Origin of the sequence: Tabrizicola sp. (assembly GCF_030694085.1) — a bacterium.
GTDB lineage: Bacteria > Pseudomonadota > Alphaproteobacteria > Rhodobacterales > Rhodobacteraceae > Tabrizicola.
In genome coordinates this window covers 213,216-237,523 of the sequence record NZ_JAUXZE010000056.1, presented here as the reverse complement: position 1 = coordinate 237,523, position 24,308 = coordinate 213,216, and the positions used below count along the sequence as shown (strand labels likewise).

The window sequence follows — 24,308 nt, the reverse complement described above, 5'->3', positions numbered from 1 at the left end:
TCACATCCCGGCCCCGCAACTGGACCCTTCCGAATGAGCGCACCCTTCCTGATCGGTGAGAACATGACCGGCGGCTATGGCGCGGTCGACATCCTGCATGACTGCACTCTGGCAGTAGAGCCGGGCGAGATCGCGGTCATCGTCGGTCCGAACGGTGCGGGCAAGTCCACGGCGATGAAGGCCGTTTTCGGGATGCTGAAGCTGCGCCAGGGCAGCGTGAAGCTGATGGGCGAGGATATTACCTCGCTTTCGCCCCAGGCGCGGGTCCGCAAGGGCATGGGCTTTGTGCCGCAGACCCACAACATCTTCACCGGGATGACTGTGGAAGAAAACCTGGAGATGGGCGCTTTCATCCGGCAGGACGACACGATCCGCGACACGATGGAACAGATCTACGGTCTGTTTCCGATCCTGAAGCAGAAGCGCTATCAAAAGGCGGGGGAACTGTCGGGCGGCCAGCGCCAGCAGGTTGCCGTGGGCCGGGCGCTGATGACCCAGCCCAAGGTCCTGATGCTGGACGAACCCACCGCCGGGGTCAGCCCCATCGTCATGGACGAACTTTTCGACCGCATCATCGAGATCGCCCGCACCGGGATTTCCATCCTGATGGTTGAACAGAACGCCCGCCAGGCCCTGGACATAGCCGACAAGGGCTTTGTGCTGGTGCAGGGCCGCAACCGCTATACCGACAGCGGGCAGGCGCTTCTTGCCGACCCGGATGTGCGCAAATCCTTCCTGGGGGGCTGACGGGATGGGTATAAGGTCGGTTTCCGCGCCCGTGGCTCTGCTGCTGCTTGCCACGCAATCTGCCTGGGCGGGCGAGCAGGTCTGCATGCTTGCCGAGGATTGCGAGACTGGAGGAGCCTGTGTTGCTTTCGCCGACCCGCGTACCGCCTGGGTGCGGCCGGTCGATGGCGGCGTCGAGCACGAGATTGAGGGGAATGTGGTCGTGCTGACCGAACTTGCCCACATCCAGGCAGCGCAGGTATTTGCCGGAACACCCGGCCCGAACAACACACTGCTCTTGATGCTGCACGATCAGGGCGGCCTGACTTTGACGGCACACTACAGTTCGGGAACCGAAATACTTTCAAATACCCTGCGCGGCACGTGCCGGACGGAGTCGAACTGATGGACATCCTCAACGCACTCGTCGCGTTCCTGAACTTCATCGTCGTGCCTGGCCTCGCCTATGGCAGCCAGCTTGCGTTGGGGGCGCTTGGCATCACGCTGATCTTCAGCGTCCTGCGCTTTTCCAACTTTGCGCATGGCGACACGATGGCCTTCGGGACGGCCTTCGTCATCCTGTTTACCTGGTGGTTCCAGTCGATGGGCATCACAGCGGGTCCGCTGCCGACCGCGCTACTGGCGCTGCCGCTTGGCATCCTTGTCACCATTGCGATGGTGCTGGGGACCGACCGGGTGGTCTACCGCTTCTACCGCAAGCAACGCGCCAAGCCGATCATCGTCGTCATCGTCTCGACCGGCGTCATGTTCGTGATGAACGGCCTGGTCCGCCTGATCATCGGCACGTCCGAGCAGAACTTCACCGACGGCGCGCGGATGATGCTGAACCCCCAGGACTTCAAGGCCTGGTCGGGGCTCGCCGAGCCGCTGGCGATCAAGACGACGGCGGCGATCTCGGTCGTAGCGGCGGTGATCTGCTGCGCGGCTCTGTTCTGGTTCCTGCAAAGGACCCGCACCGGCAAGTCAATGCGGGCCTATTCCGACAACGAGGATCTGGCGCTTCTGTCCGGCATCAACCCCGAACGCGTGGTCATGATCACCTGGATCATCGCCGGGGCGCTGGCTTGCATCGCGGGCACGCTTTATGGCCTGGACAAGTCCTACCGCGGGATCGTCTATTTCAGCCTCTTGATGCCGATGTTCGCCGCAGCGGTTGTGGGGGGCCTCGGCTCGCCGGTGGGGGCCGTGATCGGCAGCTTCATCGTCGCCTTCTCGGAACTGATCGTTACCAGCGCCTGGAAGAAGATCCTTGGCTATCTTGTCCCGCCGGACTGGCTGGGCGACGGCCTCTATCAGGCGCTGTCGACCGACTACAAGGTCGCGGTCAGTTTCTCGATCCTGATCCTGGTCCTGCTGTTCCGCCCGCAGGGCATCTTCGGAGGCAAGTGAAATGGCACGGTATCGCAACCTGTTCCTCTTTGCCGGTGTGGCCCTGCTGTTCATCCTGACAGGGGTGTTCCAAAGCTGGAACCTGTCGCTGAACATTCTGAACCTGGCACTTCTGTCCTGCATCATGGCGATCGGGGTGAACATCCAGTGGGGCTATGCGGGACTGTTCTCGACCGGCATCGTCGGATCGGTCGCTCTGGGGGGCCTTGCTGTTGTGCTGGTCTCGGCCAAGCCGGTGCCCGAGGGCTGGGCCGCAGGCGGTCCGCAGATCGTGGAGGCGCTGCTGTTCGGGGCCGTTGCCATCGCCTTCGCGACCTGGCTTTACCGCCGTCTCAAGCCAGGGACCAACCGCGCGCTGGCGCTTGCCCTTTATCTGGTCGTGGCGTTCTTCATCTACCGCATGATCCTTGACCCCGGCGTCATCGCGGTCGAAGCGAACAATCCCGCCCAGGCCGGCAACATCGGTGGCCTCGGCCTGAACTCGCTGGTCGCCTGGCCCGTGGGCGCGCTGATGGCTGCGGCTGCCGCCTGGGTCATCGGCAAGATCGCCCTTGGCCTGCGTGAAGACTACCTCGCCATCGCCACTCTGGGTATCGCCGAGATCATCGTGACCATCCTTCGGAACGAGGATTGGCTGGCGCGCGGCGTGAAGAACCTGATCGACCTGCCCCGCCCCTGGCCGGTCCCCTACGAGATCGACCTGCAAGTCAACCCCACATTCCTGGATCAGGTGGCGACCATCGGTGCCGACCCGATCACCGCTTCGACCATCTTCGTCAAACTGCTCTACGCCAGCATGTTCGGCCTGGTGCTGATCCTGCTGGTCTGGGGCTGCGAGCGGGCGCTGAACAGCCCCTGGGGCCGCACTGTCCGCGCCATTCGCGACAACGAGATTTCCGCCGCCGCGATGGGCAAGGACGTGAAGTTCCGCCACTTGCAGATCTTCATCATCGGCTCGGCCGTGGTGGGTCTGGCGGGCGCCATGCTGACCTCGATGGAGGGTCAGCTGACCCCGCCGTCCTACTTGCCCTTGCGCTTTACCTTCCTGATCTGGGTGATGGTGATCGTGGGAGGGTCCGGCAACAACTGGGGTTCGATCCTGGGGGGGCTCTTGATCGGCTGGCTCTACCTCGCGGTCGAGTTCCTGGGGCCGCAAGTCATGGGCGCGATCACGGCAGGCCTGCCCGCTGGCGACCTGAAGGACCATCTGAAGGACACTGCCGCGCATATGCGCCTGCTGACCCTGGGCGTCGTCCTCCTTCTCGTCATGCGCTTCGCCCCCCGCGGGTTGATCCCCGAGAAGTAAGCCCCGCGCGGCCCGGCTTCACTGTCTGGCCGCGACATTTTTTGTCGCAAATCCTAATGCCTTCCGGCCCCTGCCCCGTCATGGTGCGGCAAAACCGGATAGGGCGGGGAGACTTGCGATGAAAACCCATGCGCGTGTGGTGGTGATTGGCGGCGGCGTTGTCGGCTGCTCGGTCCTCTATCACCTGACCAAGCTTGGCTGGTCGGATGTCATGCTGATCGAACGGTCGGAACTGACCTCAGGATCGACCTGGCATGCGGCGGGCGGGTTTCACACGCTGAACGGCGACACCAACATGGCCGCCCTGCAGGGCTACACGATCCGGCTGTACAAAGAGCTGGAGGCGATCACCGGCATGTCCTGCGGGCTGCACCATGTGGGCGGGATCACCCTTGCCGACAACAACGAGCGTTTCGACCAGTTGAAGGCCGAACGCGCCAAGCACCGCTACATGGGCCTTGATACCGAAATCCTCGGGCCGGAAGAGATCAACAAGTTCACCGACGGTATGGTCAACCTCGAAGGCATCGTCGGCGCGCTTTATGACCCGCTGGACGGCCACCTTGATCCCTCGGGCACCACCCATGCCTATGCCAAGGCCGCACGGATGGGGGGCGCGGAGATCGTGCTGCACAACCGCGTGCTGGAGACGAACCCGACCAGGGGCGGCTGGGAAGTCGTCACCGAAAAGGGCACCGTCACCTGCGAGCATCTGGTGAACGCGGGCGGCCTTTGGGCGCGGGAGATTGGGGCAATGGCGGGGGTTTACCTGCCACTGTTGCCAATGGCGCATCAATACCTGGTCACCGACGACATCCCCGAGATCATGGAAATCCTGAAATCGGGCCGCGAGTTCCCGCATGTGATGGACCCGGGTGGCGAGTCCTACCTGCGTCAGGAAGGTCGCGGCCTTTGCATCGGGTTCTATGAGAAACCCTGCGAACCCTGGGCCGTGGACGGCACCCCGTGGAATTTCGGCCATGAGCTTCTGAACGAACAGTTCGACAAGATCGAGGACAGCGTCAACTTCGCCTACCGCCGCTTCCCGGTGCTGGAGCGCACCGGGGTCAAGCGGGTGATCCACGGACCCTTCACCTTTGCCCCTGACGGCAACCCGCTGATCGGCCCGGTCCAGGGTCTGCGCAACTACTGGTCGGCCTGCGCGGTGATGGCGGGCTTTTCGCAGGGCGGCGGCATGGGTCTGGCGCTGGCGCAGTGGATGATCGAAGGCGAGGTCGAACGTGACCCGCGCGGCTTTGACGTCAGCCGCTTCGGCACCTGGACCACGCCCGGATACACCGTGCCGAAGGTGATCGAGAACTACCAGATGCGCTTTTCGGTCGGTTACCCGAACGAGGAACGCCCCGCCGCCCGCCCGTTCCGCACCACGCCGATGTACGACATCAACGACAAGCTGGGCGCGGTCTGGGGCCAGCAGTACGGGCTGGAAGTGCCGAACTACTACGCCCTGCCCGGCGAGCCGCGCTATGAGACGCCGACCTTCAAACGATCGAACGCCTGGGAGGCGACGCGTCAGGAAGTGATGGCGGTGCGCGAAGGCGTCGGCATCAACGAATTGCAGAACTTTGGCAAGTATTCCGTCACCGGCCCCAATGCCCGGGCCTGGCTGGACCGGATCATGGCCGGCCGCATCCCGAAGCCGGGCCGGTTGTCGCTGACCCCGATGCTGGCCCATTCCGGCAAGATCATCGGTGACTTCACCGTGTCCTGCCTGTCGGAGACCGAGTTCCAGCTGACCGCAAGCTATGGTGCCCAAGGCTGGCACGCGCGCTGGTTCGAGCAGAACGCGATGGAGGACGTCCGGGTTGACAACATCTCGGACGCGCGGTCGGGCTTTACCATCGCGGGCCCGAAGGCGCGTGAGCTTTTGTCGCGCGTCACCCGCAGCGACGTCAGCGCCGAGGCGTTCAAGTTCATGGACGTCCGCCGCATGACCGTCGGTATGGCCAACTGCATCGTCCAGCGCGTCAGCTACACCGCCGACCTGGGCTACGAGATCTTTACGGACCACATGTCGGTCCGTCAGTTGTGGGACACGCTCTGGGTCGCCGGTCAGGACCTGGGCATCCGACCCTTCGGGATGCGGGCGATGATGTCACTCCGGCTGGACAAGTGGTTCGGTTCCTGGGGGCGCGAATTCAGCCCGGATTACACGCCTGCGGAAACCGGGCTGGACCGCTTCATCAGCTGGAACAAACCCGCCGACTGGATCGGCAAGGCCGCTGCGACGAAAGAAAAGGCCGAAGGCCCGTCGCGCAAGCTGGTGCCCATCGTGGTCGATGCCAGTGACGCCGACGTCGTGGCCTGGGAGCCGATCTGGCTGGACGGCGCGGTCGTGGGCTGGTGCACCTCGGGCGGATACAGCCATTGGACCGGAAAGTCGGTCGCCCAGGGCTTCATCCCGGCCGACCGGGTGCAGGACGGGCTTGAGCTGGAAGTCGAGATCCTTGGCGAGCGTCGCAAGGCGCGTGTCCACTTGGCCCCGCTGTGGGACGACGGCGGCCGGATGCGCGCTTGACGTAGCGTCACGCCGCGCTTGACAATTGGGCCGGGGCGGATGGAGCATTACCCATGCGACCGACCGTCCATATCCTTGTGCTTGCTGCCGGAGCGTCCTCGCGGATGCGCGGGGCCGACAAGCTTTTGCAGACGATCAGGGGCCGACCGATCCTGCGGCTGGTGACTGAGACGGCACTTGCCAGCGGTGCCCCGGTCCTGGTCACCCTGCCGCCCGCCGCCGCCGCGCGGCGTGCGGCGGTCGCGGATCTTCCGGTGACGGTGGTGGACGTCCCGGATGCAGCGCAGGGCATGTCGCGCTCGATCGTACGGGGAATTTCCGCGATCGGCGAGGCTGGTCCAGAAGACGCGGTGATGATCCTGCCCGCTGACATGCCCGGGTTTTCCCCAAAGGCCCTGGCCGACCTTATCTCGCGGTTCCGGGCCGAGCCCGATCTGATCTGGCGCGGCGGAACGATTGATGGCACTCCGGGTCATCCTGCGATCATCCCGCGCGATCTTTGGCCCGAGCTTGCCGCCATCACCGGGGACGAAGGTGGCCGTTCCGTTCTGAAGCGCCACACGGACCGGGTCCGTCAGGTGCCCTTGCCCGGCAGTATGGCGACGCTGGACCTGGACACGCCGGATGACTGGGAGGTCTTTCGCGGACGCCCGACGCCATTAAGCTGAGATCAGCACCCGCGCCTCGTGCGCTTTCAGCGACAGGCGGGCAGCCGCAAAGCTTGTCACATCGGCGGCCAGTTCGGGGAACAGCGCCAGCACTTCGGCGCGGGCAGCGTCCTCCAGCGCGTTCAGCGTGCGTTCGGCCGGCTGGAAGCTTTCGGTCCAGATTCCGTCCGACAGCACGATCTCGTGCCGGTCAAAGAGGATGTGGACATAGGTCACGCCCTCGGCTGGCAGGGCGCGAGACACTTCGGCCAAGCCGATCAGATGCTTTGCCGGGACGAGGACTTCGCTTTCGCCGAAATACATCTCGGCTCTGGCCCCTTCGATCAACACGCGATGCTGCGGCGACAGCAAGATGCTGCGTTCCGGGCCAGCGGCGCCCAACGCCCCCGCGCTGATCCGAACCGGTTGAAGTTCAGGGCGGGCCTGCAGGTCGATGGCGCTGAGCGTGCGACGGCCCACCCAGCGGAGCGGCTGCAAGCCATTGTCGCGCGTGATCACCATGTCGCCTGCCGCCAGCGTCTCGACCGGGACCGGCCCGTCGGCGGTCAATATCCGTGTACCCGCCGTAAAGCAGACGATCACCAGGTTTTCGATGTCGGTGAAGGTCAGCGTGCCGATGACGGTAACCCCGTCGGCGGCAAAGAAGGTGATCGTCCCGTTCTCGGCGTTCAGCGGGTCATAGACCAGATCGATCCGCGCCCATCCGAAGCCGGTGATGTCGACCCGCAACGTGTCATTGTCATCACCGCCACCGCCGCCAAAGACACTCTCGGGCCCGGTGACATCGGCAAAAGCCGCCGAAATCAGATCGCGGTCGTCGCCGCCATAGATCACGTCGGACCCGAGCCCGCCGTAAAGGATATCGTTGCCAAGCTCGCCGTACAGCGTGTCGTTGCCTTCGTCGGCAAAAAGCGTATCGACCCCGTCGCCACCGTACAGCTGATCGTTGCCAGTGCCGCCGAAGATCAGGTCATTCCCGCCCTCCCCGTTAAGCACATCCGGCCCAGCGTCACCGTAGATCGTGTCCGCATCGTCCCCGGTCCAGACAGTGTCGCTGCCGTCGCCGCCATAGATCAGGTTGCGTCCCGCAAGGTTCGCAAACGGCACATCGTCGATCGTGTCATCGCCGGCGCCACCATAGACCGTGTCGTCGCCCGAGCCGAAATGAAGCCGGTCGTTGCCGTCCCCGCCGTAGACAAGGTCGGCACCATCGCCCGCCTCGACGCTGTCATTGCCCAGGCCACCGAAGATCTGGTCCGCGCCATCGCCGCCGAACAGAGTGTCGTTACCCGCATCGCCGTAAAGCGTGTCCTCGTCGGCCCCGCCATAGACCAGATCGTCTTCGGTACCGCCATAGACCAGGTCGTTCTCAACCCCGCCGTACAACGTGTCGTTGCCCGCCTCACCCAACAGGGTGTCACGACCCTCATCGCCGTAAAGCAGATCCTCGCCAAGCCCGGCCTGCAGGAAGTCGTCACCCAGTCCGCCCGAGACCGTATCATCGTCAGCCGTGGCAGCTGTTTCCGGGATGGTCGTGAAATGGATGTCCGAAACAAGGATTGCTTGCGGCGAACCCGTGGTGCCGGCATCGCCGTACTGGATGACGATCGACGCGACCGGACCGGCAATGTTGTAGAGGATAGACCCGGTCAAAGACCCGGGCGAGGTGTTGAACCCGTTCGGGTCCCCGGGTTGCGGGACGGCCGTGACCGTATTCCCGGTTTGCTCCAGCTGGGTAGAGCCGACGGTGATGGTCACCGGCAGCAGATTGCCGAATGCATCGTAAGCAGTGACGGTGACCGTGTCGCGGAAACCGAGGGCAGTGTCCGACGTGTCGACGTCCGAGATGCGGAAAAAGACATTGCTGACCTGATCGGTCACACCTGATCCGGCAGGGGCCGAGAAGTCGATGGTGACTTCCGAGACACCTGGTCCACCGTCCCGATACAGCACGCCCGCAGACGTCGTGTCGAAACTGCGTCCGTCCGGGAAATCGGTTGCTCCCGCATAGATCGGCACGGACGCGCCCCCGCCTGGAACATCGTCCTCGGTGAACTGCGAGTTCGGGTTGTCTTCGGTGTAGGTCACCGTGACGTTCATCCGGGCCGTTCCGCCCGCGCCGGTGACAAGCTGGGTGAACCCCGCTTCGTAACTGGTTCCAACACCGCCCGGCTGGGCATCCCAGTCCAGCCGCAGGTTCTCGGCGGGCGCTGGGGTGACGGTGGGTGGAGTATCCGGGCCTGCGTCGATGACGTCGTTTCCACCGCCGCCGACTATGGAATCGTTGCCGAAACCGCCGAAAATCGTGTCCGCTCCGTCACCGCCATCGATGAAGTTCGCATCGGACGTGCCGACGAGGGAATCGTTGAAGGCCGAACCGATGATGCCTTCGATTCCGATCAGGGTGTCGCCTGCCGCATGGCCGCCGGTCTCGGGTGCCCCATCGCTCAGGTTGACCTGAACTGCGTTGGTCGACCCGCTGTAATCCGCAACATCGAACCCCTGCCCGCCATCAAGCAGATCGCCGCCTTCACCGCCGACCAGCGTATCCCGACCCGAACCGCCGTACAGGAGGTCGACCCCCGCGCCGCCATCCAGATAATCGTTGTCGATTCCACCGAATAGACGGTCCGCATCAGCGCCGCCGAAAAGCCGGTCATTGCCTGCAGAGCCTAGCAGCGAGTCCGCCCCAGCCTCGCCGAAAATCGTGTCGTCGCCTGCGGCCCCATCCGCCGTGTCCGCCCCGCCGCCCAGCGAAATCAGGTTCGCCTGCGCGTTTCCGGTTACGGTGTCAGCCCCTCCGCCGGTCATGACGTTCTCGATCCCGAACAGCCGGTCGGTGCCAAGGCCGGTGGCAAAGCCGGTGGCCAAATTGACGTTGACTGCAGTGGTGTTGGCCACGAAGACAGGGGATGGCTCAAGGTCGGTCAGATGGCGGCTATAATCAGCGGTATCGATACCGGCTCCGCCATAAAGCGTGTCGTCGCCTCCGCCCGAACCACCGATCAACGTGTCGTCGCCGTCACCACCGTAAATGACGTCGCTGCCCGTGCCACCATCCAGGAAATCGTTGCCGCCGCCGGTGCCGGGCCCGCCATAAAGGACGTCCGCGCCGCCAGCCCCCCAGATCGAGTCGTTCTCGGCATCGTTCCCTGTGTGAACGCTGCCCGCGCCCGAGCCTTCAATCGTCGCCATACTTGTCTGTCCCCGTTCGCAGCTCAGCCGTAGTCAGCTTTCGTGTTCGATCAGTGTCCGAACCCGGGAAGCTTTGCGCCATTCTGATGACGTCTCTACGTAATGCTGCTTCTAACTAGCGCACGGCCCTCGTCTCCTGCAACGCCATTGCACAATCAGGCGCGCGGGAGAGGCCAGGTGTTGCCTTAAACCACAGCTTCGGCGCGATGCGGGCCATCGGCGATGAAGCGGCTTTGTCCATAGGCTGCACGGCCTGCCTCGGTCTTAAGCTCGGGGAAGATCTCGAAGATCTCCAACCGCTGCGCATTGCCGATTCCCTTCAGCGAGGTGTCCTCGGGGTGGAAGGTTTCGGTCCAGACCCCGTTGCTTAGCACCACCTCGTGCCGGTCGCACATGAAGTGGATGTAGGTTGTCCCACTGGACTGCACGGTATGCACACCCTGCGCAGCAAGGTGCTTTGCCGCGACCAGGACTTCCCGCTCGGCAAAGCGGACGGAGGTCCGGTTGTTGGCCACCAGGATGCGGTGGTTGGGCGAGACCATCATGTCACGTTCGGGCAAGCCCTTGCCCAGCGACCCCTGCTGGATGAACACCGGCAGGAGATGCGGGTCCGCCTGGAAGTCGTGCAGGAACATCTGGGTCTTTCCCACCCAGCGCACGGTCTGGATGCCGTTGTCGCGGGTCACGACCCGGTCGCCAGAGGACAGGAATTCGACCGGCAGTTCGCCGCGCTGAGTGGTGATCAGGGTGCCCGGTGTGAAGCAGGGCGTGCACCTTTGGGGCTTCGGGGAAAGGGGCGTGTCAAATGTCATTCTTGCATACTCGTCCTGGCGTCGTTGACCTGCTGTTCGACTTGGCGCCCGGCGGGAAAAGGGCCGGGTTCCTGCTTCTGGATAGTCCTGCCAGCAGGGGGATGGGAAGGGGAAAGTTCTTGGAAAACAAGGACAACACCGGCGACTTTCAGCCGAGACGTGTGGCGTGCAACGCGGGATTGTCACGCCGCCTTGGCTCTGTTCGCGCAAACGACCGTCATCGCTGGAAGATCGGCCCGGCTAACCGGGCCTGCCAGAAGTCCTTTCAATTTTACCGTGTATTCTATTCACCAACTCAACCCGATCTGCGACATGCCTTGCGCGGGTGCAGTCACGGCTTGGTGATGCCGTTGCTTGCGACCGTTCCGCCGCCGGCCCGTCGGACCGAGTGTTTCCCAACCCCGGGCAAACGGCGACGGACTGCGGGACTGGCCCCGAACCGAGGAGGATGCCTTTCAGGCGTCACTGAAAAGCCGAATCAGGGAGAGGGTGGTGCCCGAGGCGAGACTCGAACTCGCAAGCCTTGCGGCGGAGGATTTTGAATCCCCTGCGTCTACCATTCCACCACTCGGGCCACCGGAAGATCGTCTAATACCTTGGCAGCCCGCCGTCAACGCGTCACAGATCGTTGGTTCCGAAGGTATCGCAGTCAGCGAGACGGCCAGACTGGAGGCCGATCATGAACCATCGCGACCGCTGCTCTGACGTGCCGTGGGTGAAGGTATGGGGCATCGGGCGCTGGCCGGCATTGCGCTGCAGGGTGTCGTCCCCGATCTGGCGGGCGGCGTTCACTGCCTCTTCCAGATCACCGCGTTCGACTGTCCCCAGCGACTGAGCGGCCTCGCGTGCCCAGATGCCGGACAGGCAGTCGGCCTGCAGCTCGACCCGAACCGAAATCGCATTCGATTCCTCCTGGCTGACCTGCTGACGGACGCGGGTCGCTTCCTCCAGGATGCCAAGCTCGTTCTGGACGTGGTGGCCGATCTCGTGGGCGACGACGTAAGCGGCGGCGAAGTCGCCCGAGGCGCCGAGGCGGCGGTGCATCGTCGTGAAGAAGGCGGTGTCCAGGTACACCTTCCGGTCCATCGGGCAGTAGAACGGCCCGGTTGCCTCGGTCGCGCCCCCGCAGGCGGAGCGGGTTCCCTCCTTGAAGAGGACCAGCGTGGCGGGGCGATACTGCTGGCCAAGCTGGTCCTTGAAGACACGGGTCCAGATTTCCTCGGTATCGGCCAGGACGACCGAGACGAATTCACCCTCGGCACGGTCCTCTGCGGTCAACTCGACCGGGGCAGAGGAGGTGGTGCCGCCGGTTCCTTCGGGGCCGAGCAACTGGCTGGGGTCCACCCCCAGGAACATGGCGATCAGGAAGACGACGACAGCCCCGACCCCGCCGATCCCGCCTACCCGCGCGGCCCCGCCGCCACCCATCCGGCGCCGGTCCTCGATGTTGCTGCTGCCCCTGCGCCCGCGCCACTGCATGTCGTCACCCTTTCCTGTGGGTCGGTGTCCACAGTGGACAATCCGCCCTTCCCCTGCAAATCCAATGCCTTGGCCGTGGGCATTCACGAATCCTTAACCCGCGCCCACCCCCGGTTCTCGGAAATCCTATCCGCCCCGCGACCGCATCGGAAGCCGGAATGAGAACCCCTGCCCCGCGACTTCGGTTCCTCTTTCCCTTGTCCGCCCTCCGGCCTATGGTCGCGCCGCGCCCCGCCCCGCCGCGCCCCGTCGCGGCCCCATTGTCCGAGAGCAAGCCATGTCCCTGTCGAGCCGCACCCTGATCCTGGTCGCCACCCTGGGCTCGGTGGCCCTGCTGGGCGGGGCCTTCGCCTTCCAGTATGTCGGCGGCCTTGCACCCTGCCAGCTTTGCCTGTGGCAGCGCTGGCCACACGCCGCGGCCATCGGGATCGGGGCTCTGGCACTGCTGACCGGCTGGCGCGGGCTGGCATGGGCAGGCGCGCTGGCCGCGCTGGCGACGGCCGGGATCGGCATCTTCCACGTCGGCGTCGAGCAGCTCTGGTGGGAAGGCCTGGCGTCTTGCACTGCGGGGTCGATCGCAGGCATTTCGACGGCGGATCTGCTGGACCCGTCAAAGGACGTGGCCGCCGTGGTGCGCTGCGACGAGATCGCCTGGCAGATGCTGGGGATCTCGATGGCCGGTTGGAACGCGATCCTGTCGGTGATCTTCGCGGGGCTCTGGGTCAAGGCGGCGCGGGCGGCCTGAGGGCCCATCCCGGGCTTGACCCGGGACCTCCCGCATCGCCGCAGATCAGGTCCCGGGTGGGGGTGTCGTGCCGAAAAGCCGCGCATGTTCCTGGATCGCGAAGCGGTCGGTCATCCCTGCCACGTAATCGGCAACCACGCGGGCAAGCGCGGTCTCGTCCGTCGCGGCCTGCACATCCCCTTGCCATTCCTGCGGCAGAAGGTCGGGCTGCTTCATGAACAGCGGAAAGAGGTCGTCGATCATCCGCGTGACCTCGGCCCGGACCGCCATGACGCTGGGCGCGCGGTACATGCGGTGGAAAAGGAAGCTGCGGACCGCCTTCAGCTCTTGATAAAGCGGTTTCGAGAAGCGGATCACCGTGGTCCCCATCTCGCGGATGTCGTCGACCGACTTCGGCTGGGCCGAGGTCAGGCGGTTCTGGGCGACGGCGATCACATCCTCGACCATGCGGCCGAAGACCCGGCGCAGGGCTTCATGGCGGCGGCGCATCTTGTCCAGACCGGGATAGGTGCGGTCGACCTCCTCGAACGCCGGGCCGGTGACGGGAAGTTGCATAAGGTCGTCTTCTGAGAACAGGCCCGAGCGCAGGCCGTCGTGCAGGTCGTGGTGCGAATAGGCGACGTCATCCGCGATGGCGGCCACTTGCGCCTCGGCGCTGGCATGGGTGTGCAGGTCGAGGTCCCACTGGGCGTTCACTTCCGCCAGCGCATAGGGCAACACGCCCTCATGCTTTGCATCGGCGTTCGGTCCGGTGACGGGTCCGTTGTGTTTCGCAATGCCTTCAAGGGTTTCCCAAGTGAGGTTCAACCCGTCGAAGTCGGCGTAGTGGCGTTCAAGGCGGGTCACGATCCGCAGCGCCTGCGCGTTGTGGTCAAAGCCGCCATAGGGGGCCATCAGCCGCTCCATCGCGTCCTCGCCGGTGTGGCCGAAGGGGGTGTGTCCAAGATCGTGGGCCAGGGCCACGGCCTCGGCAAGGTCGGTGTTCAGGCCAAGCACCCCGGCGATGGTGCGGGCGACCTGCGCCACCTCGATCGTGTGGGTCAGGCGGGTGCGATAGTAGTCGCCCTCGTGTTCGACAAAGACCTGCGTCTTGTGTTTCAGCCGCCGGAATGCGCTGGAATGGATGATCCGGTCCCGGTCGCGCTGGTAGGGCGAGCGGAACGAAGACAGCCGTTCGGGCCACAGCCTGCCACGGCTGGCATCGGGTTGGCAGGCATAAGGGGCGAGCATGCGGGGCTTGTCCTTGTGAGGCGCGGTCCGAGTCCATATATTTGTCCGGGACGCCGAAGGATACGGGAACAGTCATGGAACTGACGCTGCCGCCGAAAGTCACGGACCGGGCCTTTGCAAGGCTGGCCGAAATCGCCGAAGCTATGGGCGAGGTGAAGCCGCTGCGTGTCGCCGTGGATGGCGGCGGCTGCTCGGGCTTTCAGTATTCGATCACGCTGGATGCGCCGGCAGCAGATGATCTGGTGCTGGAGAAGGACGGCCAGCGGGTTGTGGTCGATCAGGTCAGCCTGCCCTTCCTGTCGAACGCCGTGATCGATTTCACCGACGAGCTGATCGGTGCGCGCTTTGTCGTCGAGAACCCGAACGCAAAGACAAGCTGCGGCTGCGGCACCAGTTTTTCGATGTGACCCCTCGCCGCGCTGCCCGGGCGGACTAGCTTGCGGGGCAACGGATGATTGAGGGACAATCCATGCGGGTTCTGATGCTGGGCTCGGCTCCGATGGCGGCGGAGGCGGCAAACTGGCCGCGCGAGCCGTTCGATCTGGTGCTGGCGATCAACAATGCCTGGCGGGTCCGGCCGGATTGGGACTTGGCGATCCATCCCTATGATTTTCCTGCCGAGCGACAAGCGGTTGCCGGTCCGGGCCAACGGGTTGTGACCGAGGCGGACTTTGTTTCGGCGCAAAATGATTACGGGGGATTTGTTTACGCTGGCGCAACAATGGCATTTACGGCGGCTTATTGGGCGCTGTGCGCGCTGAAACCCAGTGTGATTGCGGCCTATGGCTGCGACATGCACTATCCCAAAGCGGGTCCAACCCATTTCTACGGGACCGGCACTCCTGATCCCTTGCGCCCGGATGTGACCTTGCGCTGCCTTGAGGCGAAGTCGGCGCGTCTTATGCTGCTTGCAGCGCGCCAGGGTTGCGCGATGGTGAACCTGTCCACCGGGCCGTCGCGGCTGGTCTTTCCAAGGCAAAAGCAAAGCGAGGTTGCGGGTGCGGTGCCCTTCGTGGGGAACCGGGCGGCGGTCGAGGCGGCGCTGCGGCTTGAGGCGGAGCTTGGGTATCTCGTGCCCTCGGGCCGTTACTGGGAGGAGCCGGGGCGGTTCGATGTCGCGGCTCTGGACCGGCTGGATGCGATGTGGCTGGCGGCGGCAAAGCTGCCGATGCGCCAGACGGGTTGAGCCTGTGCGTCGGTCGTCCTAGGGTCGGGGGACGGAGGACCTGAGCATGAAGCTGGCGACGTTCAACATCAACGGGATCAAGGCGCGGATCGAGGCCTTGAAGGCCTGGCTGGAGCAGGCGGCGCCGGACGTCGTCTGCTTGCAGGAGATCAAGTCGGTGGACGAGGGCTTTCCCCGCGCCGAAATCGAGGCGATGGGCTACCGGGTCGAGACGCATGGCCAGAAGGGGTTCAACGGGGTGGCGATCCTGTCGAAGCTGCCGTTGAGCGATGTGCGGCGGGGCTTGCCAGGGGACCCGGAGGACGAACAGGCGCGCTGGATCGAGGCGGTGGTGGATGCGGGGCGGCCGGTCAGGGTCTGCGGGCTGTACCTGCCGAACGGGAACCCGGCTCCGGGACCGAAGTATGATTACAAGCTGGCCTGGATGGCGCGGATGGAGGTGCGGGTGCGGGAGCTGCTGGCCGCGGAGGAACCGTTCATCTGCCTCGGCGACTACAACGTCATCCCGCAGCCAGTGGATGCGGCGAAGCCGGAGGTCTGGGTCAACGATGCGCTGTTCCTGCCCGAAAGCCGGGCGGCGTTCCGGCGGCTGGCGAACCTGGGGCTCACGGATGCGGTGCGGGTGCGGGACACCTCCCCTGGGGTCTACACGTTCTGGGATTATCAGGCCGGGGCGTGGGAGCGGAACAACGGGATACGGATCGACCATGTGATGTGCAGTCCCCAGGCGGCGGACCGGCTGGAGTCGGCGGGCATCGACAAGGCGGTCAGGGGCGGGGACAAGCCAAGCGACCACGTCCCGGTCTGGGTCGCAATCGCCGCCTAGGTGTCCACGCTGGGCATCGTGCAGTTGGATGCTAAATCAAAGCCTTACCCGTGGGCGTTAACTCTCTGGAAGGGAGTGTCACCTGCGGAATCCCTTAAAGGAATGAGGATGCGCGACGGGGAAGTTCGGTTGACGGGGCATCTTGTCTGCGCCTTCCAGGAGGACGTGGAGACCCTGCGGACGCATCTTCCCGAGCACGTTCGGCTGACCAGGGCAGAGCCGGGTTGCCTGTCCTTCGCGGTCGACCCTCGCCGGATCCGCTGATCTGGTTGGTATCAGAGCATTTTCGGACCAAAGCCGCATTTGCCCATCATCAAGGCCGGACACACGGTTCGGCCTGTGCAGCGGCGACGGCAGGGATCAAGCGGGACTACCAGATCTTCGGCCTGGATTGATCCCGGCCGCGCCTGTGTCCGCCAGGCAGGTCTACCCCTGCGTGACGTCGTGCCCGTAGAGCCAGTCGAAGCGGCTGAGCATTGCGCCGGGTGAGAGGCGTCCCAGCAGGCGCAGCCCGGTGTGGCCGATCATCCTGGGCAAGCCCGAAAGGTGGTAGCCCCGCGCATTGGCGCTTGCGGCGGCCACGATGCGGGCAGTGCGCGGTTTGCGGAGCGTCTGGTAGGCGGCAAGCGCGACGGCCGGACTTTCGTGGGTGGCAAGCGCATGGGCAAGGACCCAGGCGTCTTCCAGGCCCATCGACGCGCCTTGTGCGAGGAACGGAAGCGTCGGGTGGGCCGCGTCGCCAAGAAGAGCCACGCCGCCCTGCCCCATTGGTCTTACCCAGGTCGGCGCGACCGTGTGTCGGAAAAGGCCCCAGAGCCAGGGGTCTTCGACGCGGTCAAGCCAGCCACGCACCCGCGGCGAGAAGCCTGCGAAGGCCAGCCGCAGGTCCATGCTGTCATCGCGAAGCGTCCAGCTTTCCTCGGCCCATTTCGCACGTTCCTCTACGGCGACGATGTTGCGCAAGGTGCCGCCACGCAAGGGGTAGCTGACGAGATGACGGCCGGGGCCCATGTGGACTTCGGCAATCGGCGCCGCGCCGGGTTCGCAGGGGATCACGGACCGCCAGGCAACCTGGTGGGTAAAGAAGGGCTGCTCGGCCCCGTTCAGAGCCGCGCGGGTTTTCGAGTGCAGTCCGTCGGCACCGACAAGAAGCGGCATTTCGATCCGCTCTTCTGTCTCCAGCACCACGGCCGGGTGCGGGCCGGACAGGTCGACCGAAGCGATGCGCGACAAAAGGCGGAGGGTGACGCCCGCCTCGGTCGCGCCCCTGAGGAGCAGGTCGATAAGGTCGGCGCGGTGCAGGAAATGGTAGCCTTTGTCGGGGCGCAGCCGGGCAAGATCAAGGCGGGTGACCAGCTCTCCGTCAGGGCCGTCGATCAGATGAACCGCCTCGGCCCGCATCGAGGCGGCATCAAGCGCGGATTGCAGTCCCAAAGCGCGCAGCACGCAGGCCCCATTGGGAGAGATCTGCAGACCCGCCCCAACCTCGCGGATCGCGTCGGCCTGTTCCAGGACGGTGACCTTCGCCCCCCGCATGGCAAGCGCCCGCGCGGCAGCAAGGCCGGCCACGCCTGCGCCGATAATGGTGACTGGCTGCCCGATCAGGGTCATTCGGGGAACTCCTGATATTGCGGCAGGTCATCGGTGATGTCGTGCCATGACGCCTTGGACCCGACAAAGATATGCGCCGAGGGCCGGATGCTGGGCACGTCGATCAGGGTGCCCATCGTAACATGGACCCATTCGCCGTCCCGGACCACGGAATAGAGAAGCGAGCCGCAGGTGGCGCAATGCGTGTTGTTGGTCCGGTCGTCGCCATTGACCAAAAGCCGGTCAGCGCCCTGCGTCAGGGCCAGACGGTCGCGCGGGATACCGGCGAAAGGCTTGCATGCCGCCCCCGTTGTCCGGCGGCAGTTGCCACAGTGGCAGTTCAGCGCGTAATCGAAGCTGTCGGCAACCGTGTAGCCGACCGCGCCGCAATAGCAGCCCCCGGTCAGCCGTCTGGCGGATGGGCTGGACATCGCCGGCCCCCTTCCTGCTTAGTCGTCGCGATGAACCTTTTCGCGGCGTTCATGCTTTTCCTGCGCTTCCAGCGTCATTGTCGCGATGGGCCGCGCGTCAAGACGCTTGAGGCTGATCGGCTCGCCGGTCACTTCGCAGTAGCCGAATTCGCCATTGTCGATCCGGCGCAGCGCGGCGTCGATCTTGGCTACCAGCTTGCGTTGGCGGTCGCGGGTGCGCAGTTCCAGGGCCCGGTCGGTTTCTTCCGACGCACGGTCTGCGATGTCGGGCACATTGCGGGCGCTGTCTTGCAGGCTGTCGATGGTCTCGGCCGACTGGTCAAGAAGTTCCTGCTTCCAGATCAAGAGCTTCCGGCGGAAGTACTCCAGCTGCCGGTCGTTCATGAACGGCTCGTCCTCGGCGGGACGATAATCATCGGGGAGGAAAACCTCGGCCTTCATCGAAACACTCTCCTTGGCGCCGGATGCCTCCGACAGGTGGGCTTCTGTCATCGACGCGCTCCTGTTGGGCGGGCATGTATCGCAAGCGCCAAGGATTGTCACTACCGGTTGCGACATTTTCTGGGCACAGGTAGGGTTTGTGAAACTGCGCCCGTCAGGATGTTGTAATCCCCATGAAATTCACCACGACACCCGCTTACGTCGCGTCCGACGATCTGGCTCTGGCGGTGAATGCTGCGGTCACGTTGCAGCGCCCGCTGCTGGTCAAGGGCGAGCCGGGGACCGGCAAGACCGAACTGGCGCGGCAGGTGGCGCACTCGCTTGGCTTGCCGTTGATCGAGTGGCACGTGAAGTCGACGACGAAGGCGCAGCAGGGCCTGTATGAATACGACGCGGTCAGCCGGTTGCGCGACAGCCAACTGGGTCCCGGACTTGGGGGCGAGCGGGTGCATGACGTGCGCAACTATATCCGCAAGGGCAAGCTCTGGCAGGCGTTCGAGGCCGAGGGCCGGGTGGTGCTGCTGATCGACGAGATCGACAAGGCGGACATCGAGTTTCCCAACGACCTGTTGCAGGAACTGGACCGGATGGAGTTCCACGTCTACGAGACGGGGGAAATGGTCGTGGCGCGGCACCGACCGGTGGTCATCATCACGTCGAACAACGAGAAGGAGCTGCCGGATGCCTTCCTGCGGCGCTGCTTCTTCCATTACATCCGGTTTCCCGACGCCGAGGTGCTGGCGGCGATCGTGCGGGTGCATTTTCCCGACATCAAGGACCGGATGCTGACGGCGGCGCTGACCCAGTTCTATGAGATCAGGGACGTGCCGGGGCTGAAGAAGAAGCCCTCGACGTCCGAGGTGCTGGACTGGCTGCGGCTGTTGCTGGCCGAGGATCTGGCGCCGGAGGATCTGCGTCGGGATGCCAAGTCGGCGCTGCCGAAGCTGCATGGGGCGCTGCTGAAGAACGAGCAGGATGTGCAGCTGTTCGAGCGGCTGGCCTTCATGGCGCGGGGCCAGCGATAGCGCCACGGCGGCGAATCGGGTCTTGGCCCGTCCTTTGGCGCGCTGAGGGACCGTCGGAATTGTAACAATCCGTGATCGATCAGGACACATCCTGCGCCTCTGTCCAACTTCAACCGCGAGGGGTAGTGGCTGGAAAATTCGTGCTTTTTCGCGAATTGACTCAATGGGGTCATCACCCGGACACTTCGGCCACCCCTGCTGTCCGGGGTCGGTTGCCTGACGGACCCTTTGATGCGCCTGCCCATGATGATCGTTGCGCTTTGCGTGATTTCGGCCTGTGCCCCTCCGGCGCAAGTGTCGAAGAACCGCCCTCCGGTCGAGGTGGGCGTGGGCTTCGGCGCGCCCGGTGCGCTGCGACTTGCGGCGGCGCCGGTGGCGGGGGGATCGCTGGTGCGGGATTTCATGGACCTGACATTCGCGATGGAAAGCGGGCGCGGGCTTGAGGTGTTCAGCCGGTTCGAGGGGCCCGTGACCGTGGCGATGGCGGGTGACGTCCCGGCAAGCGCGCCCCGTGACCTCGGTGTGCTGATCGGGCGGTTGCAGACGGAAGCGGGGATCGACATCCGTCAGGCATCGGGTGCGGCCACGATCACGGTGGAATTCGCCACGCGCGCCGAACTGCGCCGCCTGGCGCCGACAGCTGCCTGTTTCGTCGTGCCGAATGTGGGTTCGCTGGCCGATTATCGCCGCAAGCGGGGGCAGGACGTGGTGGACTGGGCACTTGTCACCCGGCGGGAGCGCGCCGCGATCTTCATCCCCTCCGACACCAGTCCGCAGGAAATCCGTGACTGCCTGCATGAAGAACTGGCCCAGGCGCTTGGCCCGCTGAACGACCTTTACCGGCTGGCCGACAGCGTCTTCAACGACGACAACTTCCATTCGGTACTGACCGGCTTCGACATGGAAATTCTGCGGCTGACCTATTCCCCTGCCCTGTCCAGCGGGATGAGCCGCGACGAGGTGGCCGCGCGCCTGGGGGCCGGACCGGGCGCCCGCGCCGGCAATCCGGTCGATTGGACGCGCGCGATCGAGACCTCGCTGGGGCGCAACGGTTCGGTCGCGGCGCGGCGGGCCGCAGCGGAACAGGCGCTGGACATCGCGCTGGCCTCGGGGTGGCGCGACAGCCGGTTGGGCTTCAGTTATTTTGCCGTCGGGCGCCTGATGGCGGGCAGCAACCCCACCCGCGCACTTGAGGCTTTCGACCGGGCGGGTGCGGTCTATGCCGGTCTGCCGGGGGGCGATCTGCACCTGGCCCATATCGACATGCAGATGGCCGCGATGGCCCTGGCCGGAGGGCTGGCCGAGGAAGCCGTCCGACTGACCGACAGGGCGATCCCGGTGGTCGAGCGGCACCAGAACGCGGCGCTTCAGGCGACGCTGCTCTTGATCAAGGCCGAGGCGCTGGAGGCTTTGGGCAACCCTGGGGCTGCGGCGGCGCTGCGCATGGACAGCGCGGGTCCCGCACGCTATGGCTTCGGCCCTGACAAGGTGGTCCAGGCCCGGATGCGCGATATCGCTGCCGTGGCGGACCGCGCAGACAACGGCTGAGGGACGTGCCTGCGTCCCGGAAATGGGGCGGCATGTTCGTGATCGGCGGATTTCTGTTGGGCGCACTCGCCGGGGGCTACCGGGCCAAGGCACGGGGCGGCAAGGTTGCGGACATGCTGCAATATGCCTTTGTCCACGGTTTGATCTTCGCGATTCTTGGCCTTTTCGTCACCATCGGCCTTGACCGGATGTTGAGGGTCTGATGCCGGACGCGGAATATTCGATAGTTCCGCTGCGGAGCCTTCGAAGGCTCCGGTCCGAATTGTTCGAGAAAATAGGCGGTTAGCGTGTTCCTGCCGTTCTTCCAGACGCTGCGGGAAGAAGGGGTGCCGGTTTCCCTGCGCGAATTCCTGAGCTTTCTGGAAGCGATGGCGGCAGACCTCGTGATTTACGACCCCGAGGGATTCTATAACCTTGCCCGACTGACGCTGGTCAAGGACGAACGCCACATCGACCGCTTCGACCGGGCCTTCGCTCGGGCCTTCTCGGGTCTGGACGGCGTGACGGTGGATCAGGTGCTGGACGCCCTGAACCTGCCGCGCGACTGGCTGGAGAAGCTGGCCGAACGGCACCTTTCGGCCGAGGAACGTGCTGCAATCCAGGCTCTTGGCGGCTTTGACAAGCTGATGGAGACACTGCGGCAGCGCCTGGCAGAACAGAAGGGGCGGCACCAGGGCGGGTCGAAATGGATCGGGACGGCCGGGACCTCTCCGTTCGGGGCCTATGGCTATAATCCCGAGGGCGTGCGGATCGGCCAGGATCAAAGCCGCCACCAGCGCGCGGTCAAGGTCTGGGACCGGCGCGAGTTTCGCAACCTGGACGGCGATGCGGAAATCGGCACGCGCACGATGAAGCTTGCGCTGCGACGCTTGCGCCGCTGGGCGCGCGAGGGCGCGGCGGAAGAACTGGACCTGGACGGCACGATCCGGGCCACAGCGGCGCAGGGCTGGCTGGACGTGCAGACCCGACCCGAGCGGCGCAATGCGGTCAAAGTGCTGCTGCTGCTGGACATCGGCGGGTCGATGGATCCGCATGTCAGCGTGATGGAAGAGCTTTTCACCGCCGCTAAGGCCGAGTTCCGTCATCTGGAAGTCTTCTATTTCCACAACTGTGTCTACGAAGGTCTCTGGCGCGACAACCGGCGGCGCTGGGATCACCAGACGCCGACCTGGGAGGTGATCCGCACCTATGGGCCGGACTGGCGACTGATCATGGTCGGTGATGCGGCGATGTCGACCTACGAGGTCACCCATCCAGGCGGAGCCAACGAACATTGGAACCCCGAGGCCGGCGAGGTCTGGCTGCGACGGTTGCGGTCGCAATGGCCGCATCATGTCTGGATCAACCCGGTCGAGGAGCGGGCCTGGGGCCATGCCCGCTCGACCGCCCTGATCCGCGAGATATTCGAGGACCGCATGGTGCCGATGACATTGGACGGGTTGGCGCGGGGGGTGCGGGATCTAAGATGAAAAGACTTTTCACGGCATGGAAGGCACGACCCTGGCTGACCTCGGCCTTCGTGCTGTCTTGCGCGGTCACGCTGTTCTTCGCCGGGCGGCTGGTCTTCTTCACGGCCTACTGGGCCACGCACCGCGAAATGCCGGTCGAGCCCTGGATGACGGTGGGCTATGTCGCGCGATCCTGGGGGCTGGACCCGCGCGCGCTGGACGCGGCGGCGGGACTGCCCCAGCCAGAGGTGAAGGGCCGCCCGCAACCCCTGGCCGAGATCGCCCGGGATCGCGGGGTTCCAGTGGCCGAGGTCATCGCGGATGTCGAAGCGGCTTTGCTGGAATTGCGGGCTGGTGAGGCGTCGGAATGACCGACTGGCTTCTGGCCCTGGTGCCGCAGTACGGGCTTTGGCTGCTGGCGGCGACGACGTTCCTGTCCTGCCTGGCCCTGCCCTTCCCGGCGTCGATCCTGATGCTGACCGCGGGCGGGTTCGCGGCGGCTGGTGACCTGGACCTGTGGCAGGCCTTTCTGGCCGCGGTGACGGGAGCGGTGGCAGGGGATCAGTTGGGCTACTGGGCCGGGCGGGGTCTGGGGATGTCGTTTCTGGACCGGCTTCGGCGTGATCCCGGACGGGACCGGCTTCTGGCGCGGGCGGATGGGCTGATGGACCGGCGCGGAGTGCTGGCGGTGTTCTTCTCGCGCTGGCTGGTCAGCCCGCTGGGGCCTTGGGTGAACCTGCTGGCCGGCAGCACGGGCTATGGCTGGGTTCGTTTCACATCGGCCGGGGTCGCGGGCGAAGCGGTCTGGGCCGGGCTGTATGTCGGCACGGGCTACGGCTTTGCCGGGAACATCCAGGCGGCGAGCGACATGCTGGGTTCGGTCCTGGGGATGGTCGGGGGACTTGGGGCCGTGGTCGCGTTGGGCTACTGGCTGTTCGGGGGTGCGCGGGATGGGGTTTGAAGCGGGCCGGACCAGGCATATATCTGCAGCATGAGCGCTCTTGTTCTCTCCCTGTTGGTGGCCGTCGCCTATGCCGTCTTGATGATGCAGGTCTCGGTCTGGCGCACGCGAAAGATGCTGGACGAACAGTCGGTGCCGCTGCGCGACCCACAGCTGGCACGGCTGGCCGACCGGATGGCCGAGGCGTTGGGCGTGCCCGAGATCGAGGTGCGGGTGTTCGAGGTCGAGCCGGTGAATGGTCTTGCCTCGCCCGACGGACGCATCTACCTGACGCGCGGCTTCCTCGACCGGAGGGCGACGGGCGAGGTCACGGATGAAGAACTTGCCTCGGTCATCGCGCATGAGTTGGGCCATGTGGCGATGGGGCACATGCGGCGGCGGATGATCGACTTTACGGGGCAGAACGCGGTCTTCGTGATGCTGTCGGCGCTGCTCAACCGCTTCCTGCCGATCATCGGGATCTGGATTGCGAACCTGATCTCCACGGCCCTGATGGCGCGGCTGTCACGCCGCGATGAGTTCGAGGCGGATGCTTACGCCAGCGCCTTGCTGATCAAGGCCGGGATCGGGACCGGGCCGCAGAAGTCGCTGTTCCGCAAGCTGGAGGCGCTGACGCAGAACCGGGGCCAAGGCATCCCGGCCTGGCTGATGAGCCATCCGAAGACCCGGGAGCGGATCGCGGCGATCGAGGCCAACGAGGCGCGCTGGGTCGGGTGAGGGGCAAATTTCTTGAGGAAGAAAT

Annotated in this window: 25 protein-coding genes and 1 tRNA gene; 18 read left to right on the top strand and 8 right to left on the bottom strand. The window is 65.0% G+C overall.

Annotation, left to right across the window (positions count from 1 at the left end; translation table 11 throughout):
- Positions 1-33: 33 nt before the first annotated feature.
- From Q8M85_RS14760 to Q8M85_RS14735, 6 genes are all read left to right on the top strand, one after another.
- Positions 34-747 carry an ABC transporter ATP-binding protein gene (locus Q8M85_RS14760; protein WP_305545946.1) on the top strand — a complete coding sequence of 238 codons (714 nt, stop codon included), beginning with the start codon at positions 34-36 and terminating at the stop codon, positions 745-747.
- Between the two features lie 31 nt (positions 748-778).
- Complete coding sequence (locus Q8M85_RS14755; protein WP_305545944.1) at positions 779-1,132, top strand: hypothetical protein; 354 nt, start codon at positions 779-781, stop codon at positions 1,130-1,132.
- A complete protein-coding gene (locus Q8M85_RS14750) occupies positions 1,132-2,136 on the top strand; it encodes a branched-chain amino acid ABC transporter permease (RefSeq protein WP_305545942.1) in 1,005 nt (334 codons plus the stop codon). Before Q8M85_RS14755 ends, Q8M85_RS14750 begins: the two co-directional genes overlap by 1 nt.
- 1 nt (position 2,137) lies before the next feature.
- On the top strand, positions 2,138-3,442 hold the full coding sequence (locus tag Q8M85_RS14745) for a branched-chain amino acid ABC transporter permease (protein WP_305545941.1): 1,305 nt from the start codon (positions 2,138-2,140) through the stop codon (positions 3,440-3,442).
- A gap of 118 nt (positions 3,443-3,560) precedes the next feature.
- The gene (locus Q8M85_RS14740; protein ID WP_305545939.1) at positions 3,561-5,981 is read left to right on the top strand and encodes an FAD-dependent oxidoreductase; all 2,421 of its coding nucleotides are present in this window, start codon (positions 3,561-3,563) and stop codon (positions 5,979-5,981) included.
- A 53-nt stretch (positions 5,982-6,034) separates the two neighbouring features.
- Complete coding sequence (locus tag Q8M85_RS14735; RefSeq protein ID WP_305545937.1) at positions 6,035-6,649, top strand: nucleotidyltransferase family protein; 615 nt, start codon at positions 6,035-6,037, stop codon at positions 6,647-6,649.
- Here Q8M85_RS14735 and Q8M85_RS14730 read toward each other — a convergent pair.
- The 4 genes from Q8M85_RS14730 to Q8M85_RS14715 all read right to left on the bottom strand — a co-directional run bounded on the left by Q8M85_RS14730 (position 6,641) and on the right by Q8M85_RS14715 (position 12,135).
- A complete protein-coding gene (locus Q8M85_RS14730) occupies positions 6,641-9,844 on the bottom strand; it encodes a Hint domain-containing protein (RefSeq protein WP_305545935.1) in 3,204 nt (1,067 codons plus the stop codon). The genes Q8M85_RS14735 and Q8M85_RS14730 overlap by 9 nt on opposite strands.
- A 185-nt stretch (positions 9,845-10,029) precedes the next feature.
- Positions 10,030-10,656: a Hint domain-containing protein gene (locus Q8M85_RS14725; RefSeq protein ID WP_371135258.1), complete on the bottom strand. Its 627-nt coding sequence runs from the start codon at positions 10,654-10,656 to the stop codon at positions 10,030-10,032.
- Positions 10,657-11,146: 490 nt separating this feature from the next.
- Positions 11,147-11,230: transfer RNA gene (locus Q8M85_RS14720), tRNA-Leu, on the bottom strand.
- A 44-nt stretch (positions 11,231-11,274) separates the two neighbouring features.
- Positions 11,275-12,135, bottom strand: a complete 861-nt coding sequence (locus tag Q8M85_RS14715; protein ID WP_305545933.1) for a neutral zinc metallopeptidase — start codon at positions 12,133-12,135, stop codon at positions 11,275-11,277.
- Between the two features lie 283 nt (positions 12,136-12,418).
- Between Q8M85_RS14715 and Q8M85_RS14710 the strand changes: the two genes are divergently transcribed.
- The gene (locus Q8M85_RS14710) at positions 12,419-12,880 is read left to right on the top strand and encodes a disulfide bond formation protein B (RefSeq protein WP_305546058.1); all 462 of its coding nucleotides are present in this window, start codon (positions 12,419-12,421) and stop codon (positions 12,878-12,880) included.
- A gap of 45 nt (positions 12,881-12,925) precedes the next feature.
- Here the strand turns inward: Q8M85_RS14710 and Q8M85_RS14705 are convergent, their stop codons facing one another.
- Positions 12,926-14,110, bottom strand: a complete 1,185-nt coding sequence (locus Q8M85_RS14705; RefSeq protein WP_305545931.1) for a deoxyguanosinetriphosphate triphosphohydrolase — start codon at positions 14,108-14,110, stop codon at positions 12,926-12,928.
- 80 nt (positions 14,111-14,190) lie between these two features.
- Between Q8M85_RS14705 and Q8M85_RS14700 the strand changes: the two genes are divergently transcribed.
- The 4 genes from Q8M85_RS14700 to Q8M85_RS14685 all read left to right on the top strand — a co-directional run bounded on the left by Q8M85_RS14700 (position 14,191) and on the right by Q8M85_RS14685 (position 16,386).
- Positions 14,191-14,517, top strand: coding sequence for an iron-sulfur cluster assembly accessory protein (locus Q8M85_RS14700; protein ID WP_305546056.1), 327 nt, complete (start codon positions 14,191-14,193; stop codon positions 14,515-14,517).
- A 62-nt stretch (positions 14,518-14,579) separates the two neighbouring features.
- Positions 14,580-15,296, top strand: a complete 717-nt coding sequence (locus tag Q8M85_RS14695; protein ID WP_305545929.1) for a hypothetical protein — start codon at positions 14,580-14,582, stop codon at positions 15,294-15,296.
- A gap of 46 nt (positions 15,297-15,342) precedes the next feature.
- Positions 15,343-16,122, top strand: a complete 780-nt coding sequence (xth, locus tag Q8M85_RS14690) for an exodeoxyribonuclease III (protein ID WP_305545927.1) — start codon at positions 15,343-15,345, stop codon at positions 16,120-16,122.
- A gap of 108 nt (positions 16,123-16,230) precedes the next feature.
- Positions 16,231-16,386, top strand: a complete 156-nt coding sequence (locus Q8M85_RS14685; protein ID WP_305545926.1) for a hypothetical protein — start codon at positions 16,231-16,233, stop codon at positions 16,384-16,386.
- A 162-nt stretch (positions 16,387-16,548) separates the two neighbouring features.
- Here the strand turns inward: Q8M85_RS14685 and Q8M85_RS14680 are convergent, their stop codons facing one another.
- From Q8M85_RS14680 to dksA, 3 genes are read right to left on the bottom strand one after another with little or no spacing between them, the layout of a single operon-like run.
- A complete protein-coding gene (locus Q8M85_RS14680; RefSeq protein ID WP_305545924.1) occupies positions 16,549-17,733 on the bottom strand; it encodes an FAD-dependent oxidoreductase in 1,185 nt (394 codons plus the stop codon).
- On the bottom strand, positions 17,730-18,143 hold the full coding sequence (locus tag Q8M85_RS14675) for a GFA family protein (RefSeq protein WP_305545923.1): 414 nt from the start codon (positions 18,141-18,143) through the stop codon (positions 17,730-17,732). Before Q8M85_RS14675 ends, Q8M85_RS14680 begins: the two co-directional genes overlap by 4 nt.
- Before the next feature lie 18 nt (positions 18,144-18,161).
- Positions 18,162-18,584 carry an RNA polymerase-binding protein DksA gene (dksA, locus tag Q8M85_RS14670; RefSeq protein ID WP_305546054.1) on the bottom strand — a complete coding sequence of 141 codons (423 nt, stop codon included), beginning with the start codon at positions 18,582-18,584 and terminating at the stop codon, positions 18,162-18,164.
- A gap of 173 nt (positions 18,585-18,757) precedes the next feature.
- On the opposite strand from dksA, the gene Q8M85_RS14665 reads away from it, so the two are divergent.
- The 7 genes from Q8M85_RS14665 (at position 18,758) to Q8M85_RS14635 (ending at position 24,283) form a co-directional block, all read left to right on the top strand.
- Positions 18,758-19,609 carry a MoxR family ATPase gene (locus Q8M85_RS14665; protein WP_305545922.1) on the top strand — a complete coding sequence of 284 codons (852 nt, stop codon included), beginning with the start codon at positions 18,758-18,760 and terminating at the stop codon, positions 19,607-19,609.
- Positions 19,610-19,840: 231 nt separating this feature from the next.
- Positions 19,841-21,157: a DUF2927 domain-containing protein gene (locus tag Q8M85_RS14660; RefSeq protein WP_305545920.1), complete on the top strand. Its 1,317-nt coding sequence runs from the start codon at positions 19,841-19,843 to the stop codon at positions 21,155-21,157.
- A gap of 32 nt (positions 21,158-21,189) precedes the next feature.
- Complete coding sequence (locus Q8M85_RS14655) at positions 21,190-21,360, top strand: hypothetical protein (RefSeq protein ID WP_305545919.1); 171 nt, start codon at positions 21,190-21,192, stop codon at positions 21,358-21,360.
- 84 nt (positions 21,361-21,444) lie between these two features.
- Positions 21,445-22,626 (top strand): VWA domain-containing protein, encoded by a 1,182-nt coding sequence (locus Q8M85_RS14650; RefSeq protein ID WP_305545917.1) that lies wholly within the window; start codon positions 21,445-21,447, stop codon positions 22,624-22,626.
- Positions 22,623-22,976 carry a hypothetical protein gene (locus tag Q8M85_RS14645; protein ID WP_305545915.1) on the top strand — a complete coding sequence of 118 codons (354 nt, stop codon included), beginning with the start codon at positions 22,623-22,625 and terminating at the stop codon, positions 22,974-22,976. Before Q8M85_RS14650 ends, Q8M85_RS14645 begins: the two co-directional genes overlap by 4 nt.
- Complete coding sequence (locus Q8M85_RS14640) at positions 22,973-23,566, top strand: DedA family protein (RefSeq protein ID WP_305545913.1); 594 nt, start codon at positions 22,973-22,975, stop codon at positions 23,564-23,566. The genes Q8M85_RS14645 and Q8M85_RS14640 overlap by 4 nt, the downstream gene beginning before the upstream one ends.
- Before the next feature lie 30 nt (positions 23,567-23,596).
- Positions 23,597-24,283 (top strand): M48 family metallopeptidase, encoded by a 687-nt coding sequence (locus Q8M85_RS14635; protein ID WP_305545911.1) that lies wholly within the window; start codon positions 23,597-23,599, stop codon positions 24,281-24,283.
- The last annotated feature ends 25 nt before the right edge of the window (positions 24,284-24,308 follow it).

Excerpts from the sequence above, each read along its gene's own strand:
- Q8M85_RS14735 (WP_305545937.1), top strand. The coding sequence starts at position 6,035 with ATGCGACCGACCGTCCATATCCTTGTGCTTGCTGCCGGAGCGTCCTCG.
- Q8M85_RS14640 (WP_305545913.1), top strand. The coding sequence starts at position 22,973 with ATGACCGACTGGCTTCTGGCCCTGGTGCCGCAGTACGGGCTTTGGCTG.
- Q8M85_RS14705 (WP_305545931.1), bottom strand. The coding sequence starts at position 14,110 with ATGCTCGCCCCTTATGCCTGCCAACCCGATGCCAGCCGTGGCAGGCTG.
- Q8M85_RS14695 (WP_305545929.1), top strand. The coding sequence starts at position 14,580 with ATGCGGGTTCTGATGCTGGGCTCGGCTCCGATGGCGGCGGAGGCGGCA.
- Q8M85_RS14715 (WP_305545933.1), bottom strand. The coding sequence starts at position 12,135 with ATGCAGTGGCGCGGGCGCAGGGGCAGCAGCAACATCGAGGACCGGCGC.
- Q8M85_RS14760 (WP_305545946.1), top strand. The coding sequence starts at position 34 with ATGAGCGCACCCTTCCTGATCGGTGAGAACATGACCGGCGGCTATGGC.
- dksA (WP_305546054.1), bottom strand. The coding sequence starts at position 18,584 with ATGAAGGCCGAGGTTTTCCTCCCCGATGATTATCGTCCCGCCGAGGAC.
- Q8M85_RS14745 (WP_305545941.1), top strand. The coding sequence starts at position 2,138 with ATGGCACGGTATCGCAACCTGTTCCTCTTTGCCGGTGTGGCCCTGCTG.
- Q8M85_RS14665 (WP_305545922.1), top strand. The coding sequence starts at position 18,758 with ATGAAATTCACCACGACACCCGCTTACGTCGCGTCCGACGATCTGGCT.
- xth (WP_305545927.1), top strand. The coding sequence starts at position 15,343 with ATGAAGCTGGCGACGTTCAACATCAACGGGATCAAGGCGCGGATCGAG.
- Q8M85_RS14725 (WP_371135258.1), bottom strand. The coding sequence starts at position 10,656 with ATGACATTTGACACGCCCCTTTCCCCGAAGCCCCAAAGGTGCACGCCC.
- Q8M85_RS14660 (WP_305545920.1), top strand. The coding sequence starts at position 19,841 with ATGCGCCTGCCCATGATGATCGTTGCGCTTTGCGTGATTTCGGCCTGT.
- Q8M85_RS14740 (WP_305545939.1), top strand. The coding sequence starts at position 3,561 with ATGAAAACCCATGCGCGTGTGGTGGTGATTGGCGGCGGCGTTGTCGGC.
- Q8M85_RS14680 (WP_305545924.1), bottom strand. The coding sequence starts at position 17,733 with ATGACCCTGATCGGGCAGCCAGTCACCATTATCGGCGCAGGCGTGGCC.
- Q8M85_RS14675 (WP_305545923.1), bottom strand. The coding sequence starts at position 18,143 with ATGTCCAGCCCATCCGCCAGACGGCTGACCGGGGGCTGCTATTGCGGC.
- Q8M85_RS14655 (WP_305545919.1), top strand. The coding sequence starts at position 21,190 with ATGTTCGTGATCGGCGGATTTCTGTTGGGCGCACTCGCCGGGGGCTAC.
- Q8M85_RS14635 (WP_305545911.1), top strand. The coding sequence starts at position 23,597 with ATGAGCGCTCTTGTTCTCTCCCTGTTGGTGGCCGTCGCCTATGCCGTC.
- Q8M85_RS14645 (WP_305545915.1), top strand. The coding sequence starts at position 22,623 with ATGAAAAGACTTTTCACGGCATGGAAGGCACGACCCTGGCTGACCTCG.
- Q8M85_RS14685 (WP_305545926.1), top strand. The coding sequence starts at position 16,231 with ATGCGCGACGGGGAAGTTCGGTTGACGGGGCATCTTGTCTGCGCCTTC.
- Q8M85_RS14750 (WP_305545942.1), top strand. The coding sequence starts at position 1,132 with ATGGACATCCTCAACGCACTCGTCGCGTTCCTGAACTTCATCGTCGTG.
- Q8M85_RS14730 (WP_305545935.1), bottom strand. The coding sequence starts at position 9,844 with ATGGCGACGATTGAAGGCTCGGGCGCGGGCAGCGTTCACACAGGGAAC.